The organism is Streptomyces sp. NPDC048106 (assembly GCF_040706415.1).
Taxonomy (GTDB): Bacteria; Actinomycetota; Actinomycetes; order Streptomycetales; family Streptomycetaceae; genus Streptomyces.
Map to the genome: position 1 here is coordinate 47413 of NZ_JBEZND010000029.1, position 17878 is coordinate 65290.

General features: G+C 70.9%; 17 protein-coding genes and 2 pseudogenes. 9 read left to right on the plus strand and 10 right to left on the minus strand.

Annotation, left to right across the window (positions count from 1 at the left end; all coding sequences use genetic code 11):
• Window positions 1-11 precede the first annotated feature (11 nt).
• Window positions 12-1556 carry an FAD-dependent monooxygenase gene (locus AB0927_RS26660; RefSeq protein WP_366670248.1) on the minus strand — a complete coding sequence of 515 codons (1545 nt, stop codon included), beginning with the start codon at window positions 1554-1556 and terminating at the stop codon, window positions 12-14.
• 200 nt (window positions 1557-1756) lie between these two features.
• On the opposite strand from AB0927_RS26660, the gene AB0927_RS26665 reads away from it, so the two are divergent.
• Window positions 1757-2413, plus strand: coding sequence for a helix-turn-helix domain-containing protein (locus tag AB0927_RS26665; protein WP_366670249.1), 657 nt, complete (start codon window positions 1757-1759; stop codon window positions 2411-2413).
• 164 nt (window positions 2414-2577) lie between these two features.
• Window positions 2578-3261 (plus strand): NAD(P)-binding domain-containing protein, encoded by a 684-nt coding sequence (locus tag AB0927_RS26670; RefSeq protein WP_366670250.1) that lies wholly within the window; start codon window positions 2578-2580, stop codon window positions 3259-3261.
• A 42-nt stretch (window positions 3262-3303) separates the two neighbouring features.
• Here AB0927_RS26670 and AB0927_RS26675 read toward each other — a convergent pair whose 3' ends face one another.
• Window positions 3304-4314, minus strand: a complete 1011-nt coding sequence (locus tag AB0927_RS26675) for an NADP-dependent oxidoreductase (RefSeq protein WP_366670251.1) — start codon at window positions 4312-4314, stop codon at window positions 3304-3306.
• A gap of 112 nt (window positions 4315-4426) precedes the next feature.
• Here AB0927_RS26675 and AB0927_RS26680 point away from each other — a divergent pair, with 112 nt between their 5' ends.
• Window positions 4427-4972 carry a TetR/AcrR family transcriptional regulator gene (locus AB0927_RS26680; RefSeq protein WP_366670252.1) on the plus strand — a complete coding sequence of 182 codons (546 nt, stop codon included), beginning with the start codon at window positions 4427-4429 and terminating at the stop codon, window positions 4970-4972.
• A gap of 69 nt (window positions 4973-5041) precedes the next feature.
• Here the strand turns inward: AB0927_RS26680 and AB0927_RS26685 are convergent, their stop codons facing one another.
• Window positions 5042-5785: an SDR family oxidoreductase gene (locus tag AB0927_RS26685; RefSeq protein ID WP_366670253.1), complete on the minus strand. Its 744-nt coding sequence runs from the start codon at window positions 5783-5785 to the stop codon at window positions 5042-5044.
• Between the two features lie 111 nt (window positions 5786-5896).
• Here AB0927_RS26685 and AB0927_RS26690 point away from each other — a divergent pair, with 111 nt between their 5' ends.
• Window positions 5897-6520 (plus strand): TetR/AcrR family transcriptional regulator, encoded by a 624-nt coding sequence (locus tag AB0927_RS26690; protein ID WP_366670254.1) that lies wholly within the window; start codon window positions 5897-5899, stop codon window positions 6518-6520.
• On the opposite strand, the gene AB0927_RS26695 is transcribed toward AB0927_RS26690, so the two are convergent.
• On the minus strand, window positions 6502-7470 hold the full coding sequence (locus AB0927_RS26695; RefSeq protein WP_366670255.1) for an AraC family transcriptional regulator: 969 nt from the start codon (window positions 7468-7470) through the stop codon (window positions 6502-6504). The two genes, AB0927_RS26690 and AB0927_RS26695, sit on opposite strands and share 19 nt — an antisense overlap.
• 73 nt (window positions 7471-7543) lie before the next feature.
• Between AB0927_RS26695 and AB0927_RS26700 the strand changes: the two genes are divergently transcribed.
• Window positions 7544-8560, plus strand: coding sequence for an SDR family NAD(P)-dependent oxidoreductase (locus tag AB0927_RS26700; RefSeq protein WP_366670256.1), 1017 nt, complete (start codon window positions 7544-7546; stop codon window positions 8558-8560).
• 2 nt (window positions 8561-8562) lie between these two features.
• On the opposite strand, the gene AB0927_RS26705 is transcribed toward AB0927_RS26700, so the two are convergent.
• The gene (locus tag AB0927_RS26705; RefSeq protein WP_366670257.1) at window positions 8563-9162 is read right to left on the minus strand and encodes a TetR family transcriptional regulator; all 600 of its coding nucleotides are present in this window, start codon (window positions 9160-9162) and stop codon (window positions 8563-8565) included.
• Between the two features lie 121 nt (window positions 9163-9283).
• Between AB0927_RS26705 and AB0927_RS26710 the strand changes: the two genes are divergently transcribed.
• On the plus strand, window positions 9284-10195 hold the full coding sequence (locus AB0927_RS26710; protein WP_366670258.1) for an SDR family oxidoreductase: 912 nt from the start codon (window positions 9284-9286) through the stop codon (window positions 10193-10195).
• 166 nt (window positions 10196-10361) lie between these two features.
• Here AB0927_RS26710 and AB0927_RS26715 read toward each other — a convergent pair whose 3' ends face one another.
• Window positions 10362-11765: a lipase family protein gene (locus AB0927_RS26715; protein ID WP_366670259.1), complete on the minus strand. Its 1404-nt coding sequence runs from the start codon at window positions 11763-11765 to the stop codon at window positions 10362-10364.
• Between the two features lie 185 nt (window positions 11766-11950).
• On the opposite strand from AB0927_RS26715, the pseudogene AB0927_RS26720 reads away from it, so the two are divergent.
• Window positions 11951-12418, plus strand: a pseudogene (locus tag AB0927_RS26720) (GntR family transcriptional regulator); the annotation flags it as partial.
• Window positions 12419-12731: 313 nt separating this feature from the next.
• On the opposite strand, the gene AB0927_RS26725 reads toward AB0927_RS26720, so the two are convergent.
• Window positions 12732-13961 carry an FAD-dependent monooxygenase gene (locus tag AB0927_RS26725; protein WP_366670260.1) on the minus strand — a complete coding sequence of 410 codons (1230 nt, stop codon included), beginning with the start codon at window positions 13959-13961 and terminating at the stop codon, window positions 12732-12734.
• Between the two features lie 103 nt (window positions 13962-14064).
• Here AB0927_RS26725 and AB0927_RS26730 point away from each other — a divergent pair, with 103 nt between their 5' ends.
• Window positions 14065-14700, plus strand: coding sequence for a PadR family transcriptional regulator (locus tag AB0927_RS26730; protein ID WP_366670261.1), 636 nt, complete (start codon window positions 14065-14067; stop codon window positions 14698-14700).
• Between the two features lie 108 nt (window positions 14701-14808).
• Here AB0927_RS26730 and AB0927_RS26735 read toward each other — a convergent pair whose 3' ends face one another.
• Together AB0927_RS26735 and AB0927_RS26740 are read right to left on the minus strand one after the other, a co-directional pair.
• A complete protein-coding gene (locus AB0927_RS26735; protein ID WP_366670262.1) occupies window positions 14809-15930 on the minus strand; it encodes a Gfo/Idh/MocA family oxidoreductase in 1122 nt (373 codons plus the stop codon).
• Window positions 15931-16039: 109 nt separating this feature from the next.
• Window positions 16040-17071 (minus strand): aldo/keto reductase, encoded by a 1032-nt coding sequence (locus AB0927_RS26740; protein WP_366670263.1) that lies wholly within the window; start codon window positions 17069-17071, stop codon window positions 16040-16042.
• Window positions 17072-17222: 151 nt separating this feature from the next.
• Between AB0927_RS26740 and AB0927_RS26745 the strand changes: the two genes are divergently transcribed.
• Window positions 17223-17636, plus strand: coding sequence for a MarR family winged helix-turn-helix transcriptional regulator (locus tag AB0927_RS26745; RefSeq protein ID WP_366670301.1), 414 nt, complete (start codon window positions 17223-17225; stop codon window positions 17634-17636).
• Here the strand turns inward: AB0927_RS26745 and AB0927_RS26750 are convergent.
• Window positions 17632-17815, minus strand: a pseudogene (locus AB0927_RS26750) (IS5/IS1182 family transposase); the annotation flags it as partial. The gene AB0927_RS26745 and the pseudogene AB0927_RS26750 sit on opposite strands and share 5 nt — an antisense overlap.
• Window positions 17816-17878 lie beyond the last annotated feature (63 nt).

Here is a 17878-nt window from a genome sequence, read left to right on the forward strand (position 1 = left end):
CGCGGGCTCGATCAGACGGCGGGCACGGCGAGGCCGTGGGTGTCGGCGGCGGCGACGAACCTGTCCGGACGGACCGCGACGACACGGGCGCCGTACCGGCGCATCCAGGGCAGGAGCGTCTCGTCCAGGTCGACCAGTTCGTCCGGCCCCTGGGTGTGCGCGGTCTTCGGGCGTACCGCGCGGTAGCGGGCGCCGAGCTGGTCCCAGCCGGCCTTCTCCTCGGCCGACAGCACGGCCGCCGGGTCGACGTCGTCGCCGAGCAGCACGAAGTGGTCGCCGAGGTGGTGGTCCAGGCGGGCCATCCGGCCTGCGGTGTCACCGATGACCGGCTGCGGGATCATGCGGCCGATGACGCTGGCGTCGCCGGTCTCGCCGCGGATCCAGCCGCCCTCCAGGACCGGCGGTGCGGTGAGCGGCGGCTCGTACGGGGTGACCGTGTTCTCGGGCACCGCGTTCATCGCGGCCTGCTCCTCCTCGGAGGCCTCCTGCTTGATGACCCGGCCGAGGCCGACCGCGAGGCCGGTGTAGAAGGCGGCGCTGGGGCGCCGCTCCGCCTCGTAGGTGTCCAGCCAGCTCTCGGGCAGCTCGCCCTTGATCACCCGGGCGAGTTTCCAGCCCAGGTTGTAGGCGTCGCGCATGCCGGTCTGCATGCCCGCGCCCGCCCACGGCGGCATCATGTGCGCCGCGTCGCCGGCCAGGAACACCCGTCCCTGGCGGAAGCTGTCGGCCATCCGGACGTGGTGCTTGTAGAAGGCGTGCTGGTGGATCTCGACGTCGTCCTCGGAGACGCCGATGGCCTTGAGCAGCGGCCAGATCTCGGCGCTCGTGGGGTAGTCCGCCGGGGTCTCGTCGGGCTTGAGCGTGAGCTCCCACCGGTGGTTGCCCGCGGACAGGGCGATGTCGACGACCGGGCGCTCCTTGTCGGACCAGAAGGTCAGGAAGTCGCGGTCGGGCCACCAGCGCTTGACGTGGCAGTCGACGACCACCCAGGTGACGTTGTCGGTGTCGCCCACCAGCTTGCAGCCGATCCGGCCGCGGGTGGCACTGCTGCCGCCGTCGGCGCCGATCGCGTAGCGGACGCGGGTGGTGCGGCTCGCACCGTCGGCGTTCGAGGTGATGGTGACGCCGTCGGCGTCCTGCTCGATGCCGGTGACCTCGTCGCCGTAGTGGACGGTGACCAGGTCGTCGTACTTCTCCTGGATGGCCGCGCGCAGCTCGGCCTCCATCGTCGGCTGGTAGATGTTGTAGAAGCGCGGCGTGCGGCCCAGGGTGGACGGCGGATGCTCGATCCGCATGATCTCCGTGCCGTCGTAGGTCATCCAGCGCAGAGCCCGCTGCGGGTCGATCACCTTGTCGACCCGCTCGTCGACACCGAGGTCCTGGAAGATCCGCATCGTCCAGTCGTTGACCGTCACGGCACGCGCCCGGGGGTAGATGTCCCGGTCGCGTTCGAACGCCACGGCGGAGATGCCGAATCTGGCGAGGGTGAGGGCGGCGATCACACCGGTCGGGCCGTAGCCGACGATCGCGACGTCCGCGTCATAGGTATGGGTCATGCGCTGGCTCCGTTGCTCACGCTTGAACGCAGAGGAAAGTTTTGGACCGATCGGTCGGTACATTTTGAAGGCACCGGCGCCGGTTCCGTCAAGAGATTGCGGGCAGGATTTTCCGCACGCCGAAAGCCGTCCCCGGTCGCGGGCCGCGGTGATCGGCCCTGGTGGGAGGCGCGCGCCGGGCGTCGCCTAGACTCCGGAAGGTGGAGAAGATCGAGCCGCTCGCGCCGGAGACGCGCACCAACCGCCGCGGCCGCCGGTCACGGCAGGAGATCCTTGAAGCGGCCGCCCGCGTGATGTCCGTACGCGGTTACGCCGGTACGTCGATGTCGGCGCTCGCCAAGGAGACCGGCCTGCCGAAGAGCGCCTTCTACCACCACTTCGAATCCAAGGCGGGGCTGCTCTCCGCCGTCATGGAAAAGGGCGCGCACGGCTTCTTCGACGCCATGCGCGAGGCCCACCGCGATCCCCCGGCGGGCGGCACCCCGCACGAGCGGCTCCGCTGGTACCTGCGCCGGACCGGCGACGTCATGGAGAACGGCGAGGAGTTCCTGCGCCTGCTGCTCGTGCTGGTGATGAGCCGCGAGGCGGCCGAGGCGCCCGAGGCCCTCCAGACCGTGATCGCGGTCCGCGACGAGGGGCGCGACTACATGGCGCACATGATCCGCTCGTCCTTCCAGAGCGCGGGCGAGGAGACCGCCGAGAAGATCGGTCAGGCCCTCGCGCCCTTCGCGATGGCCGGCTACGACGGCGCCTTCGTCGCCGTGCAGTCCGAGGGCGGCCGATCCGTCTCGGCATGGATGGACCAGCTCGCCGACTCCATCGCGGCACTCGGCGCGGCGATCATCGCCGCCGGCTGACGGGACGGCGACGGCCCCGGGCGGGGGGCGGGCGGACACGCGGCGGCACGTCCGCCTCGTTCCCGGGCTCGGGCCGTCTCCCGCGCAGGGGTCCGCGGCCGGTGTTCCCACCCGCATGGCCGAGCCGTCGGAACACCCGCGCCACGTTGGGCGTTAGAGCCTCCATGGCAACTCTCGGACTCATTGGCAGCGGACTCATCGGCGGCACCCTCGCGCGCCTCGCGGTCGACGCGGGGCTCGACGTCGTCCTCAGCAACTCTCGCGGGCCTGAGACGCTCGCGGACCTGGTGGCCGAACTCGGCTCGCGGGCCCGTGCGGGCACCCCCGCGCAGGCCGCCGAGGCGGGCGACTGGGTCGTGGTGACCATCCCGCTGAAGGCCTACCCGCAGGTGCCGGTGGAGCCGCTGGCCGGCAAGACGGTACTCGACACCAACAACTACTACCCGCAACGCGACGGTGCCATCGAGGAGTTGGAGTCGGGCGCGGCCACCAGCAGTGAACTGCTTCAGCGGCACCTGCCCGAGGCACACGTGGTCAAGGCGTTCAACAACATCTTCTACAAGCACCTCGCCGACCTGAACCGCGCGCCCGGCGCCGACGACCGCACCGCCCTGCCGATCGCGGGCGACGACGCGACGGCCAAGGCCCACGCCAAGGACCTGCTCAACACCCTCGGCTACGACACCGTCGACGCGGGCCCCCTCGCGGAGGGCTGGCGGCAGCAGCCCGGCACGCCCGTGTACGGAGATCCGTACGCCCTGAAGCCCGGTCCCGACTTCGCCGAGCAGCCTTCCGGGCCGGCCTCCGCCGCCACGATCGGGGAACTCCTGGCGCGCGCCACACGCTGAACGCGGACAGCTCAAAAGGGGCCCGGCATCAGCCGGGCCCGCTCAACCGACCGTGAGCACGATCTTGCCCTGGATATGTCCTCGCGCGGCGCGTTCGTGCGCCGCCCGGGCGTCCGCGAGCGGAAACGTGCTGTCCAGGGCGACGCGAACCGTGCCCGCGTCCAACAGGCGTCCCGCCTCGGCAAGTTGCGCACCGTTCGAGCGGACCTGGGTGCCCGAGACGGTGACACCCAGTTTCGCGGTCTCTTCCTCGTCGTATTCGCCGAAGAACACGGGGAACAGGGCGCCGCCGCGCTTGAGCGTGCGCAGGAAGCGGCTGCTGTCGCGGCCGCCGACGGCGTCGAGAACGAGGTCGACGTCGCCCACGAGTTCCTCGGGGCGGCCCTTGGTGTAGTCGATGAACTCGTCAGCGCCGAGCCCGCGCAGAAACGATTCATGCGCGCCCGACGCCACCGCGACGACCCGTGCGCCCTGCCACTTCGCCAGTTGCAGCGCGAAGTGCCCCACGCCGCCCGCGGCGCCGTTGACGAGCACCGTCGTGCCGGCGTCGAGCGCCACCGGGCGGTGCCGCGCCGCCTGGAAGGGCGAGGGGTGATCGTGTCCGAGCTCGATCAGGAACTGCCACGCCGTCAGCAGGGACATGGGCGCCCCGGCGGCGTGCGCGTGATCGATGCCGGCCGGCTTGCGTGCGAGGTCGGACGCGGGCGCGGCCACGTACTCGGCGTACGCCTGGCCGTCGAAGCTGGGGAAGCGGAGCAGACCGAAGACCTCGTCACCGCCGGAGAAGCCCGCCACGTCCGCGGCGACGGCCTCCACGACGCCCGACACGTCCGTCCCCGGGATCACGGGCAGGTCGAACTTCGGCCTCGTCTCCGGAGGTATGTTGCGCAGCCCGTCGCGCAGGTACCAGTCCGGGGGGTTGATGCCGACCGCGTGGACGCGGACGAGTACCTCACCCGGCTTCGGCTCGGGAATCGGCACCTCGTCGTACCGCAGAACCTCGGGGCCGCCGTGCTCGTGCAGTCGGACGGCCCTCATCGTGCGTGCTGGCATCGTTTTTCCTGCCTCTTCCGGGGAGGGGTACGCTGACCGGATCAGCGATCCGGTTATCCGGATCACTGATCCGAATATATGGACCACTGATCCGGATAGTCAAGGGGGACAGATGCGGGCCGACGCCAGGAAGAACCGTGACCGCCTGCTCGCAGTCGCGGGCACCGTCATCACCGAGCAGGGCGCCGAGGCATCGCTGCGCGACATCGCGCGCAAGGCCGACATGGGGCTCGCCACGCTGCTCCGCCACTTCCCCACCCGCGAGGCGCTGCTCGACGCCCTGCTTCGCACGAGCTTCGACGAGTTGACGGCGAAGGCCGGCGAACTCGGATCATCGAGCTCGCCCGACGTCGCCCTCACCACGTGGCTACGCGACTGCGCGGCGATCGCGCACAAGTACCGGGGCGTCACGGAGCTGATGGCCGCCGCCATCGAGGAACCCGAGTCCGCACTGCACGCCTCGTGCGTCACCATGCGCGCGGCCGGCGCGGGGCTCCTCGCCCGCGCCCAGGCCGCGGGCACAGCGCGGACGGACATCGACGGCACCGATCTGTTCGCACTGGTGGCGGCGCTCGCCTGGCTCGGCGACCAGCCGTCGCTCGCGCCACGCGCCGATCACCTTCTCGATGTCGTCGCGAGCGCGATCCTGACGAGCTGAGGAGCCGAGGAGCACAGGGACCGCCTGCGACGAGGAAGTCGGCGACGCCCTGGCGGCACTGCCCCGGTGTCAGAACTGGCTGGCCCCGCCGTCGACATGGACCTCCGCGCCGGTCATGAAGCTGCTGCGGTCGGAGGCGAGGAAGGCCACGACGCCGGCGGTCTCCTCGGGCCGGGCGAGGCGGTTCATGGGCACGGTCGCGATCATGGCCGCGCGCTCCTCCTCGCCGTAACCCGTCACCCCGAGCAGGCCGGGGGTCTCGGTGGGACCGGGGGCGATGGTGTTGACGCGGATGCCCCGACCGGCCAGCTCCGCGGCGAAGGTGCGGCCGAGGGAACGGACGGCGGCCTTGGTGGCGGCGTAGACGCTCATCGCCGGCGATGCCTTGATGGCCACGTTGGAGCCGCAGAGGATGACCGACGAGCCGTCCTTCAGCAGCGGCAGCGCCTTCTGGACGGTGAACACGATGCCGCCGACGTTGGTGTTGAACGTGTCCGTGAAGTGCTCCCAGGTGATCTCGCCCAGGGGGGCCACCTCGGCGACGCCCGCGTTGGCGAACAGGATGTCGAGGCCCCGGCCGCTCTCCCCGACGGCCGCCATGACCCGGTCGAGGTCCGCGAGGTCGGTGACGTCGGCCTGGATCCCGGCCGCCCGGTCGGCACCGATCCCGGCCACGACCTCGTCCAGCTTCTCCTTGCGCCGCCCGGTCACGAAGACGTACGCCCCCTCGGCCGCGAGCGCTTGAGCCGACGCGAGGCCGATGCCGGAGGTGGCGCCGGTGACGAGGGCGGTCTTGCCGTCGAGCTGACCCATGAGGTGACTCCTTTTTTTGAACCGTTCGGTTGCACGCCACCGTAACAGCTTTCTGTACCGATCGGTTGGCGAGGGGGCCATCATTTTTGTACCGAATGGTAAAGTGGGCGCATGAGCAGCACCGCTTCCTATCGCGGCAGGGGGCGTCCGCGCGGTTTCGTGGAGGACGAGGCCCTCGACCGGGCGATCCATGTCTTTTGGGAGCATGGTTACGAGGGCGCTTCGCTGAGCGATCTCACTGCGGCCATGGGCATCAACAAGCCGAGCCTGTACATCGTGTTCGGCAGCAAGGAAGAGCTGTTCAAGCGTGCCGTCGCCCGTTACCGGGACACCTATGTGGCGTACGCGGCGGGCACCTTGGAGGAGCCGACCGCGTATGCCGCGATCGAGAGCTATCTGCGCGCCGGTGTCGACGCACTGACCGGCAGCGGTCATCCACCGGGCTGTCTGTCCATCCAGGGTGGCCTGTCCTGTGCGCCGTCGAACAGCGGTATCTCCGAGTTCCTGGCCGACTACCGGGCGGTCTTCGAGGGTGAGCTCGCGCGGCGGCTGGCCCGGGCGGAGCAGGAGGGCGACCTGGCGGCCGGCACCGACACCGCCGCTCTGGCCCGTTTCGTCATGACGCTGAGCCAGGGCCTGGCCGTCCACGCCGCCGCCGGCGCGAGGCGTGAGGAGCTGCAGGCCGCGGTGGACGTCGCGTTGCGGGCGGTCGCCGCTTACGCTGTGCGGACTTGATCAGCCTTCTCCTGCGCACTGATGCCTGGCTCTTGCGTACGCAGGCGCTGCCGGTACCGGAGGGGTGACAGTCCGACCTGGCGCTTGAACGCGGTGCTGAACGCGCTTTCGGACGTGTATCCCAGCTTCGAGGCAAGGACTCCGACCCGGACGTCACCGTCACGCAGCGCCTGTCGCGCGAGCAGCATCCGCCAGCGACCGAGGTAGGCCAAGGGCGGGACGCCCGCCACGGTCCGGAATCGTTCGGCGAACGAGGTGCGTGACATCGCGGTGGCGCGGGCCAGTTCGTCCAAGCTCCAGGGCTTTCCGGGATCGGTGTGCATGAGGGCGATCGCCGGACGCAACCGCTCGTCGGTCAGCACGCGCAGCCAGCCCGGGGGCAGTTCGGCCTGGCCGGCGTAGGCGCGCACCATCTCCAGCACCAGGAGCTGTACGTGCTGGCGGATCGCGAAATGTGCGCCGATCCGGCGTGTGCTCACCTCGTCGAACAGTCGATGGATGGTGCCGCGCAGGTTGTTCGCGGCGGCGGCCGATCCCCGCACGTGCCCGACCGGGGGGAGCGCCTGCACCAGCAGCGCCTGACCGGTCGGGTCGAGGTCGACTCGGCCACCGACCACGACGTCGTCGGTGTCGAAGTCGACTCCGCGGAGGTCGGTCGAGGGAGCGTTCTCCTCGGGCAGGATCTCGCGGGGCGGCGCGTCGCCGGTGCCGCCCCGGAGCTCCAGCCACGACCGGTTGTTCAGTACGGCGACGTCGCCCGGCTCCAGTTCGACCGGCGCGTCGATGCCGTCCGTGGTCAGCCGCGCACGACCACTCACCAGCGCGAAGAACTTCAACGGGGTCCCGAGGGCCCCGCGCGCGACCCACGGACCGCGCGCCGCGAACCCGCCGGAGAGCACACCGCGGACCTCGATGAGGTCGAACACCTCGGAGAGCTGATCTCTGTCCACCTCCGTACTCTCGCGAAGAAAACGCGGACTGACAAGTATTCAGAATCCCATCGCGACGGCACAGGCTGGAGGCATGACACCAAGCACCACGCACGATCAGCGCCCCATCGGATCCGGCTTCACTCCCGCGTCGACGGTCGACGACGTCATGGCGGGCATCGACCTCACCGGCAAGAACGTGATCATCACCGGCGGCCACTCCGGCCTCGGACTGGTGGCCACCCGCGCGCTGACCAAGGCCGGCGCCTCGGTCACCATCGGCGCCCGAAACCCCGACCGTGCCGAGAAGGCGGTCGCCGGAATCGCGGACGTCGAGGTCCGTCGGCTGGACTTGCTCGAACCGGCGTCGATCGACGCCTTCGTCGCCCGCTACCTCGACTCCGGCCGGCCCCTCCACATCCTGATCAACAACGCGGGCTACGCGGGCTCGGCCGAGATCGAGCACGACGCGCGCGGCTACGAGGCACAGTTCGCGGCCAACCACCTCGGCCACTTCCAGCTGACGCTGGGCCTGTACCCCGCACTGCGCGCGGCCGGCGGCGCCCGGGTCGTCAACACCACCTCGGGTGCCCAGCGAATGTCCGACATCCTGTGGGACGACCCGCATTTCACCACCGGCCGGTACGATCCCGCCCTCGCCTACCCCCAGTCGAAGACCGCCAATGTCCTGTTCACGGTCGAGTTGGACCGCCGCTGGGCCGCCGACGGAATCCGCGCCTACGCCCCGCATCCCGGCATCGTGCCCGCCACCGCCTTCAACAAGGCGGTGGGCGAGGAGGCACAGCGGGCCATGGGCCTCATCGACGAGTCCGGTGAGCCGGTCATCGACCCGGACCGTGGACAGAAGACGCCGGAGCAGGGCGCCGCGACCATCGTGTTCGCGGCCACCAGCCCCTTGCTCGCCGACATCGGTGGCGTCTACCTCAACAACAGCGACATCTCACCGCTGGACGAGGACCCCAGGCCCATCGACCTCACCGACCCCGACACCGAGGTCCCGGTCGACGTCGTACCCCACTCCATCGACCCGCGGTCCGCCCAACGCCTGTGGGAGCTGAGCGAGCGGCTGACCGAGAGGCCTTCGGCCTGACTTCACCCACTACCGCTCTCGGGCCGTGCCTGTGGCGGCGGGGCGGTCGCGGAGAGGGTGCGCAGGTCGTCGAAGGCTCGGCGGAGGTGCGCGTCCAGGTTCCGTGAAGGGTCGTCGATCCAGGCCTGGGCCGCGTGGTGAAAGGCGGCCCAGCCGGTCTGCGCGGCCAGGCCGGCCAGCCGGTCCGCGACACCGCGCTGCCGCAGCGCCTCCGCGACGGCTTCCGTGAGCAACGCGGCCTTGGCCAAGTCACGTTCGCGAAGTGCCGGCGTCACCGCGATGATCGCCAGGCGCGGTTCGGAGAACGGGCGGTTCTCCTCCAGGATCCGTCCGGCTTTTCGGAAGGCGCGGAGCAGCGTCTCGAGCGGCTGCAGACCATCGGGCGCCTCGGCCACCGCCGCCATCAGCGCGGCACGCAGATCGGCTTCGCCGTCGAAAAGCACCTCGCGCTTGTCCGGGAAGTGCCGGAAGAACGTGCGCTCGTTGACGCCGGCCCGGGCGGCGATCTCCGCTGTGGTGGTCTGATCGAACCCGCGTTCCCGGTACAGCTCCAGGGCCGCCTGCTGAAGGCGGCGACGCGCTTCTGCTCCGCTCCGTGGCACCCCCCGAGAGTACCGCATGTGTCAGTCACTGGCACTACTTGACGCCAGTCACTGACACTACCTAGGGTCGGCGACCGGCGCACGTAGCGCCAGTAACTGACGTTAAACGGGAGAGGGTTCCATGCATGTCTTTGTTACCGGCGGATCCGGCCAGACCGGCCCCGCAGTCGTCGCCGAGCTCATAGCGGGCGGCCACACCGTCACCGCTCTGGCGCGCTCGGACGCCGCAGCCGCCCGGCTGGAGTCACTGGGCGCCACACCACACCGCGGCTCTCTGGACGACCTCGACAGTCTGCGCAGCGGCGCCGCAGCCGCCGACGGCGTCCTGCACATGGCCTACGGCGGCGACTTCTCCGACCTCGACGACATGATGAGGCGCGACCGGACCGCGATCGAGACGCTCGGCCGGCCGTTGGAACACTCGGGCAAGCCGCTCGTCGTCACCTCCGGCACCCTGGTGATGCCCGCCGGCCGGGAGGCCACGGAGAACGACGAGCCCGACGCGGCCGGCATCGCCGCCTTCCGCATCGCGGGTGAGCGGGCTTGTCTGGGCTTCGCCGCCCGCGGCGTGCGCGCGAGCGTGGTCCGCCTCGCCCCCACCGTCCACGGCCCCGCGGACCACGGCTTCATCCCCATGCTCATCGCCACCGCCCGGAAGACCGGCGTGTCGGCCTACATCGGCGACGGCAGCCACCGCTGGCCCGCGGTGCACCGGCTCGACGCGGCGGTCCTGTTCCGCCTGGCACTGGAGAAGGCGCCTGCGGGCAGCGTGCTGCACGGAGTGGCCGAAAGCGGCGTCACCCTGAAGAGCATCGCCAAGACCATCGCCCGGGGTCTCGATCTGCCCACGGTCTCACTCACCCCCGAGGAGGCTGCCACGCACTTCGTCAGCCCCTTCATGGCCACCGCCTACGGCCACGACGGGCCTGCAGCCAGCTCGTGCACCCAGGAGCTGCTCGGCTGGTCACCCACCCACCCGACGCTGCTCGAAGACCTGGAACACGGCGATTACCTGGCCGTGCCTGCCTCCTGACCCCCTCATGAGCGACGCCGAAGGCACCCGGCGCTGAACGAGCCGGCCGCCTCGGCTCCCCCGGGCCCGGCGCTCACCGAAGTCCGGGACGGCTCGGGCCGGAGGGACGAGCATCGGACGCGCCGCCGGGCCGGCGCCGGCCCGGCGGTTTCCCGGTGGTCGCGGGTCAGGGCTGCAGGGGCATGGTCCAGCAGTTGGACGTGACGGCTTCACCGGCGAGGCGGTCGGTCAGCCAGGAGATGGCGTCGCCCTGGTCGGTGATGAGCGGCACCATGTGGTTGGTGAGGATCTTGTCGCCGAGGTTCGGCAGATTGATGGCGTCGTAGGTGACGTTGCCGCCCTTGCGGCACCAGTCCACGGCCAGTTGCCGGGCCTGGGCGTGGGGCACGATGTCGTCCTGGACGCCCGTGGCCACGCGGACGGGGCCGGCGGGCTTGAGGGTGCCGATGCGCTGCTTGTCCAGGGCGGCCTGCGCGCGGGGGTCCGCGGCGATGACCTCGCTGAGGGACTTGCCGCTCTTCGTCCACTTCTTGCTGCTGGTGAAGCCGTAGCCGAAGAGCGCGTCGCCGACGCACATGGTGGACGCGTCCGCGAGCGCCGCCCTGCCGGTGTCGCTGATGTTCGCGTCGACGACCGCGCGCAGATCGGGGTCGGCCTGGGCGAAGCCGTTGACCGACCAGGCCAGCGCACCGGCCAGGGCGCTGCCGTCGATGCCCTTCATGGTCGCGGTCAGATCGGCGGGCGGTGCGCCGGCGTAGGTGCCGGCGAGCGGGACATCGGGGGCGTAGGAGGACTGGAGTTCGGCCGCCGCCGCGCTGGCGCCGCCGCCCTGGCTGTAGCCGTACAGGCCGGTGGCGGAGGACGAGGTGACGGAGGCACCGGGCACGGCGCGGGCCGCGCGGGCCGCGTCCAGCAGGGCGTGCCCCTCGTCGACGCGGTTGACGTAGGTGTGCAGACGGTCGGTGGTGCCCAGGCCGACGTAGTCGGTGAGGACGACGGCCGCGCCGGTGGCCAGGATCCGATAGACGGCGAGCGCCTCGTAGCCCACGGACATGGTGTCGCCGGTGAGGGTCAGCGGGTGCTCCAGGGAGTACGACGGCGCGCACTGGTCGCCCTGGCCCATGGTGCCCGACGCCATCGCCACCAGCGGACGGGGGCCGGACTTCTTCCACGCCGCCGACGGCTCGATGTAGGTGCCGGTCACGGCGACGGGCTGCCCGTTGGAGTCGGTGGACTTGTACATCAGGCGGGTCGCGGTGCCCGGCATCGGGCGGCCGTCCAGGCCCGGGATGCTCAAGCCCAGCGACATCGGCTCGGTCCGGACCAACGCGCCGTTCGCGGACGGCAGTTCGGACGGCGGGTTGTAGAAGGTCGGGATGGTGACGCCACGGGAGACGACGGGCTGCGTGTCCGAGGCGGCGGCCGGGACCGTCGACAGGCAGACGCAGACGGTGCCCGCCGCGGCGGCGGCGAGCAGCCGCAGGCCGATCCGGGCGGTGCGGCGCCGCGTCGGCTCCGCCGAAGGCGCATCCATGGAGGTGGAACAGGAGGAGGATCTCTGGCGGCTCAAGGCGTGCTCCTTGTTCGTCGCGGATCGGTCGGATCACCGTGCGGACGTCCCGGGCGTCACTGTTGTCGTGCGCATGCCATATGAAGCGGCGGTTACTTGCCGGTTACCTACCGCAGAGTAAGTTCCGTTGTCCTTCAGTGACAAGACGTCTGAATGTGCCAGTCGGCGGAGCGCCCTGGAGGCGCGGGCTGGTCGAGCGGATCCGTAATCGCGGGTCGCGGGTTCGGGTGGTCACGGTCGAGGAGGCCGTGGAGATCACGGAGAGCCGTATGGCGCTCGAAGGGCTGTGCGCGGCCAAGGCGGCGACCGGCGCCACCGACGCGCAGCTCGACGAGCTGGCCGGCCTGGGCAAGGCCATGCCCAAGGCGGTCGCCGACGGCGATCCGGTCATCTGCTCCGAGCTGAACCACGAGCTGCACGCCCTGGTGGGGGACGTCTCCGGCCAGCACACGGCCATCGGCCTGCTGGAGCGGCTCAACGCCCAACTGGTCTGCCACTGCTTCCAGTTGGCGTTGCGTCCCGGGGTCCCCAGCAGTCCCTGAGTGAGCACCTGGCCATGATCGAGGCGATCAGGGCGGGGGGATCCGCAAGCGGCCGAAGAGGCCGTTCGCGCCCACCTCAGCAGCGTGATCGACGCCCTGCGCGCCGACTGACCGCTCCGGGGGCGAGAAGGTCAGCGCGCAGGAGCTCCGGCCGGCTCGGAGTTCGGCCATGCGTCGCAGCACGCCGTTCCTGTCGTCGTGGACCGTCTCGGAGATCATTCCGTCGTCGAACCTCTGCGGGAACCACTCCGCGACACGAGCGTCCAGCAGCGGCGCGGGGCGACGAACGCGGCCGACGCCCACGGCCGGCAGTGGCCGGACGGCCAGAGAGACTCGGCTCCGGCGCTATGGAGCACCCCGACGGGTCCGGTACACATCACACTTCGGCGATCAGAGGATCACTCGCCAAGAGTTGCGCCCCTGCCTACACGCCGCCCATGCGCCGCAGTGTCTCCTCCACCCTCTCCTCCCAGTCGATCCGGTGGAAGTGGAGCGCGCGGAACATCTCCTCGGGTGCCGATGGTGCGGGCGGGGCGCTCTTGCCCGCCTTGACCTTGTTGGCGGCCGCGGCGTTCATCCCGACGGCCTCCACACGCGGGCGGCGGAGCGCTTCATAGGCGGCGAACGCCTCGCCGTACGTGGGGAGATCACGCAGACACCGGCCCAGCTCGATCGCGCTCTCGATGGCGAGCGAGGCCCCCTGCCCGGAGCTGGAGGACGGCGCGTGCACCGAGTCGCCGACCAGCACCATCCGCCCGCGGTGCCAGTGCGGTACGGAGGGCATCCGCTCCATCTGGCCTACCACCATGAGCGATTCGGGATCGGTGTGCCGCAACAGGCGCTCGCCCGGGAAGTGGCCCGCGTACAGCTCGCGCAGCCTGCCCAGCCACTCGGCGGCGGGCACCCGCGCCAACTCGGCCTGGTTCGGCGGGTTGTCCGTGGGCAGCCCGCCGAACCAGATCAGCTGCCCGTCCGGGCCCCGCCAGTACCCCATGAACGCGCGGCCGAACGCGAAGTACGTCACGCCCGGTTCGACCTTCAGCTCCGCCCGGAGGTCGTCCGCCACCGTCGCGTAGCCGCCGAGGCTCAGCACGCCGCCGTACTCGGGCGCGGGTGCCTGGGCGTCGATCACCGTACGGACGGTGGACCGGATGCCGTCGGCGCCGATCAGCAGGTCGGCGGTGGCGGACGAGCCGTCGGCGAAGTGCGCGGTGACGCCGTCGGCCGTCTCCACCGCGTCGACGAGCCGCTTTCCGTAGACGAAGCGGACACCCTCGGCGACCGCGTGATCGGTCAGCGCCCGGAACAACCGGTCGCGCGGCATCATCATCGTGGCCGGTAGTCCGGGGAAGCCGTCGAAGCGACTGAAGTGGTTCCCGGCGCCGTCCGCCATCACCACACCGGGCACGGGCTGCCCGGCCGCCCGCACCACCGCGTCCGCGCCGACCGTCGCCAGCGCCGCCTGACCGTTCGGCGCCAGGCCGAGCCAGGCACCGATCCCGTCCGCCGCGGTCGGGTAAGCCTCGTGAACCGTCGCCGTGATCCCGGCCTTCCGCAGGGCGAGCGCCGTCACCGGACCCGCCACTCCCCCGCCGATGACGAGTGCCGTCCGTACCCCGGCGACGTGACTGCCCTTGCCGTTGCTGACGTTCATGGCCCCTCCCAGGCTTCGCGCTCACCATCGCGTTATCCCCTCCATAGTCGCAAAGCAACTAGTCTCAATGCAACTAGTTGTCGCGACGACTACGATGACCTGCATGACCGCTCCCGTGAAGAGCTCCCCGCTCGGCCTGACCGTGCTGGTCCTGCTGCACCACCGACCGCTGCATCCGTACGGGATCCAGCAGTTGCTCAAGCAGTGGGGCAAGGAGCTGGTGGTCAACGTCGGCCAGCGGGCCGGGCTCTACCGCACCATCGAGCGGTTGCAGGCGGGCGGGCTGATCGCCGTCCGGCACACCGAACGTGACCAGCAGTACCCGGAGCGAACCGTCTACGAGGTCACCGACGAGGGGCGGGTGGTCGCCCGCGAATGGCTGGAGCACATGGTGGCCGTCCCCAAGGCGGAGTTCCCGGTGTTCCCGGCGGCGCTGGCGAACCTGGTCATGCTCAACCCGAAGGAGGTGGCCCCCCTCCTGGAGCGGCGACTGGAGCGGATCGCCGCCCGGCGCACCGAGCTGGAGGGCCAGATCGCCGGGCCCCCGGCCGGCCTCCCGCGCATCACTCTGATCGAGTGCGAATACCTTCTCGTCCTCCTGGGCGCCGAGGAGCGCTGGCTCCAGGGAGTGATCAGCGATCTGCGGGACGGCAGTCTGACGTGGTCGCCGGAGATGCTCGCGGCGTTCGAGGACGCCGCCGAGTCCGAACCGGAGCCCGAGCTCCGAGGCCCGGCCTGAGCCCGAGGCGGCTGCCACGATTTCGCGGCCCGCCGGGGTCCGCGCTACGGGACTGCGCCCGTCGACCCGGGCTCCCATCGCGCCGTGGGCCGCGGCCCGCACATCCGCTCAGGCTGTCGTGATGACGGCTTCGACGCTGCGGTGCCGGGCGGCGCCGTGCGCGAAATCGGGTACGCCTGACGTGCCCTCGCGCAGGTCGTCCAGGAACTGCCGGTAGGCATGAGCAACCGCGTAGGCCGGCGCGTCGGCTCGGGGGTCCAGTCGCGGGACGCGAACGTACGAGTCCGGCACCGTCATGGGAGCGAGCCCGGTGGACGTTCCGCGACCGCCTTCGAGGGTGACCGGGCTGAGCTGGGGATGGCCGATCGGGGCGGTGAGGACGAGGTCGCCCTCGGTGCCGTTGATCTCCCAGCGGAAGTTGGTGCCCCGGCTCATGCCTCCGCGGTAGTGGAAGGTGACTACCGCGCCGCCCGGCAGCCGTCCCGAGGCCACCACCTGGTCCGCGGCGGTCATGGGCACCGGCTGTCCGCTCTCGGTGTCCACGGCCGACGTACGCCGCGACGCCAGTTGGATCCGCAGTTCCTCGGGCTCTCCCAGGACGGACGCGAGTCCGTCGAGGGTGTGGCTGAAGGGAATGGTCAGCAGTGTCGCGCCGTTGGCGGCGTCGAGCACGTAGTGATCGCCGGGGCCGACGGTGGCACCCCAGGCGCCGCCGGAGCCGACGACCGTCGTGGACAGCACCTCCCCCACGTAGCCGTCGGCCACGAGATTCCGTGCGTAGGCGAGGGCCGGATGCGACCGCGCCTGGAGTCCGACGGCGGTCGGCACGGCGCGGCTGCGCGCTTGCCGCGCCATGTCCTCGGCCTCCGCGAGCCCGTTGCCCAGCGGCCACTCGCACAGCACGCTCTTGCCGGCGCTCAGCGCCGTCTGCACCAGTTCCCGGTGGTGCGGCACCTTCACCGCCACGACCACGAGGTCCACCTCGTCGCAGGCAACCAGTTCGGCCGCCGTCCCGAAGGCGCGGGACACACCGTGCTTCTGTCCGGAGCGCTCCGCCGACTGTTTCGAGCTCGTGCTCAGGGCCCTCAGCTCGTAACCGGGGACGGCGCGCAGGGCCGGAAGGTGAGAGCGCTCGGCCCAGCTCCCGTGCGCCCCGAGTCCGATGATCCCTACTCCGATCGGCTTCTCGGAGCGGGCCAGCCCGGCGAGCAGTGACTCGGATGTGTTCATGATTCGCAGCCTCTTCCGTAGGTGTCGCGGAACTTCCGGCTCGGTTCGCCGAGCATGCTGAGGGAGACCATGTCGGTGGGAGCCTCGGAGTCCGCCTGGCCGTCGGCGGTCAGTTCCGTGTGCTTGCGGACGGCTTCGGGCCGCGCTCGCTGTCCAGCAGAGCCATGAGGGGTGCGGCGTACCGGGTTCCAGCCACCGCGTCGGCCGGGATGATCTCGTCGATCGTGCGCAGGTCCGCGTCGGTCAGGGTGACGTCGGCCGCGGCCAGGGCCTCCTCGACGCGGTGCGGTCGGCGGGTGCCCAGGACGGCCACGATGGTGCCGCGCTCGCGGCTCTGGGCGATGACCCAGGCGGTGGCGAGTTGCGCGACGCTGATGCCGCGTGCGTCGGCGAGCGGCCGCAGCCGGTCGGCGACGGCAAGGTTCGTTTCGAGGTTGTCGGGGTGGAAGCGGGGCAGCCAGTGGGCGCGCGGGTCACTTCCGGCGGGTTGTCGGTAGGTGCCGGTGAGCAGGCCGTGTGCGAGGACCCCGTAAGCGGTGACGCCGATCCCCAGCTCACGGCAGGTGTCCAGGATGCCGTTGGTCTCGGGATCACGGCTGAACAGGGAGTATTCGATCTGCACATCGCAGATCGGGTGCACGGCGTGGGCACGGCGGATGGTCTCCGGCCCTACCTCGGACAGCCCGACGTGGCGCACGTATCCGGCCTGGACCAGCTCGGAGATGGCGCCGATCGTGTCCTCGATCGAAATGTCGGGGGCGAGGCGCGAGGGGCGGTAGATGTCGACGTGGTCGGTGCCGAGGCGGCGCAGCGAGTAGGCGAGCGCGTTCTTGACGTGGGCGGGACGGCCCTCGATGCCGACGAAGGCTCCGTCGGGGCCGCGCAGACCGCCGAACTTGACGCTCAGGAGCGCCTGTTCGCGATCGCCGGCGCGGAGGGCACGGCGGATGAGGTCCTCGTTGTGGCCCATGCCGTAGAAGTCGGCGGTGTCGAGGAGGGTGACGCCGGCGGCGAGGGCCGCGTGGATGGTGGCGATGGCGTCAGCCTCGTCGGCGGGGGCGGTGTGGTCGGACATGCCGGCGCAGCCCAGCGCGAGTGGGGCGACCTGCGGGCCGCCGGTTCCAAGGGGTCGGGTTTGCATGGAGCCTTCCGGGAGGGGGCGGGAGAGACAGGCGCGGCCCGACGGGTCAGGCGAAGCAGCGGCCACCTGTTAGCGTTGATATTTCAACACTAGGAAGAGGGGCGTTGATATGTCAACACCAGGGGGCGGGGCCGCCGGGCCGGACGAGCGCATGGGCGACGCCGCACCGGAGCCCGTCGACCTCTGGTCCGCCTTCAAGCGCGCCCACGAGATCGTCCGAGCCCGTGTGATCGCGGACACCGCCGAGGCAGCGGGCCTGTCCGAGCCGGACCTGACGATCCTCGTCAACCTCAACAAGGCGGGCGGCTCCCTACGCCAGAGCGAACTCGCCGCGTCGCTCGGCTGGGACCGCACACGCATCTCCCACCAGCTCACCCGCATGGGCAAGCGCGGACTCGTCACCCGCGAACGCGCCGGCGGTGTCACCGTCACCCTCACCGACACCGGACGCCAGGCCATCACCGCCGTGCACCCCGGCCTGGACGCCGCGGTACGGCGCCACTTCACCGACAAGCTCTCCGCGCAGGAGATCGAAACACTGAGCTCTGTGCTCCGACGGCTGTAGCCGAGTCGATCGCGCGGCGGGACCGGTCCAGCTCACCGCGAGCACCGAGTTCGTCGAGAACCAGGCGGTGAGGCTTGGCCCACACTCTGGCCTTCGTCCACGTGCCGGCGCCGGCCGCCACCTCGCGGCCGAGCCGGCGGCTCTGGCACCACCCGCTGGAACAGCTCCCCCCAACTCATCCGGCACCGGCCGTGCCACGATCATGGGGCCGCCCCCGAGGCCGGTATCGCGCCGAGCGGTGC

Bases quoted from the DNA above. Each gene is read 5' to 3' on its own strand.
- AB0927_RS26660 (WP_366670248.1), bottom strand. From the start codon at position 1,556: ATGACCCATACCTATGACGCGGACGTCGCGATCGTCGGCTACGGCCCG.
- AB0927_RS26670 (WP_366670250.1), top strand. From the start codon at position 2,578: ATGGCAACTCTCGGACTCATTGGCAGCGGACTCATCGGCGGCACCCTC.
- AB0927_RS26675 (WP_366670251.1), bottom strand. From the start codon at position 4,314: ATGCCAGCACGCACGATGAGGGCCGTCCGACTGCACGAGCACGGCGGC.
- AB0927_RS26680 (WP_366670252.1), top strand. From the start codon at position 4,427: ATGCGGGCCGACGCCAGGAAGAACCGTGACCGCCTGCTCGCAGTCGCG.
- AB0927_RS26685 (WP_366670253.1), bottom strand. From the start codon at position 5,785: ATGGGTCAGCTCGACGGCAAGACCGCCCTCGTCACCGGCGCCACCTCC.
- AB0927_RS26690 (WP_366670254.1), top strand. From the start codon at position 5,897: ATGAGCAGCACCGCTTCCTATCGCGGCAGGGGGCGTCCGCGCGGTTTC.
- AB0927_RS26700 (WP_366670256.1), top strand. From the start codon at position 7,544: ATGACACCAAGCACCACGCACGATCAGCGCCCCATCGGATCCGGCTTC.
- AB0927_RS26710 (WP_366670258.1), top strand. From the start codon at position 9,284: ATGCATGTCTTTGTTACCGGCGGATCCGGCCAGACCGGCCCCGCAGTC.
- AB0927_RS26725 (WP_366670260.1), bottom strand. From the start codon at position 13,961: ATGAACGTCAGCAACGGCAAGGGCAGTCACGTCGCCGGGGTACGGACG.
- AB0927_RS26730 (WP_366670261.1), top strand. From the start codon at position 14,065: ATGACCGCTCCCGTGAAGAGCTCCCCGCTCGGCCTGACCGTGCTGGTC.
- AB0927_RS26735 (WP_366670262.1), bottom strand. From the start codon at position 15,930: ATGAACACATCCGAGTCACTGCTCGCCGGGCTGGCCCGCTCCGAGAAG.
- AB0927_RS26740 (WP_366670263.1), bottom strand. From the start codon at position 17,071: ATGCAAACCCGACCCCTTGGAACCGGCGGCCCGCAGGTCGCCCCACTC.
- AB0927_RS26745 (WP_366670301.1), top strand. From the start codon at position 17,223: ATGGGCGACGCCGCACCGGAGCCCGTCGACCTCTGGTCCGCCTTCAAG.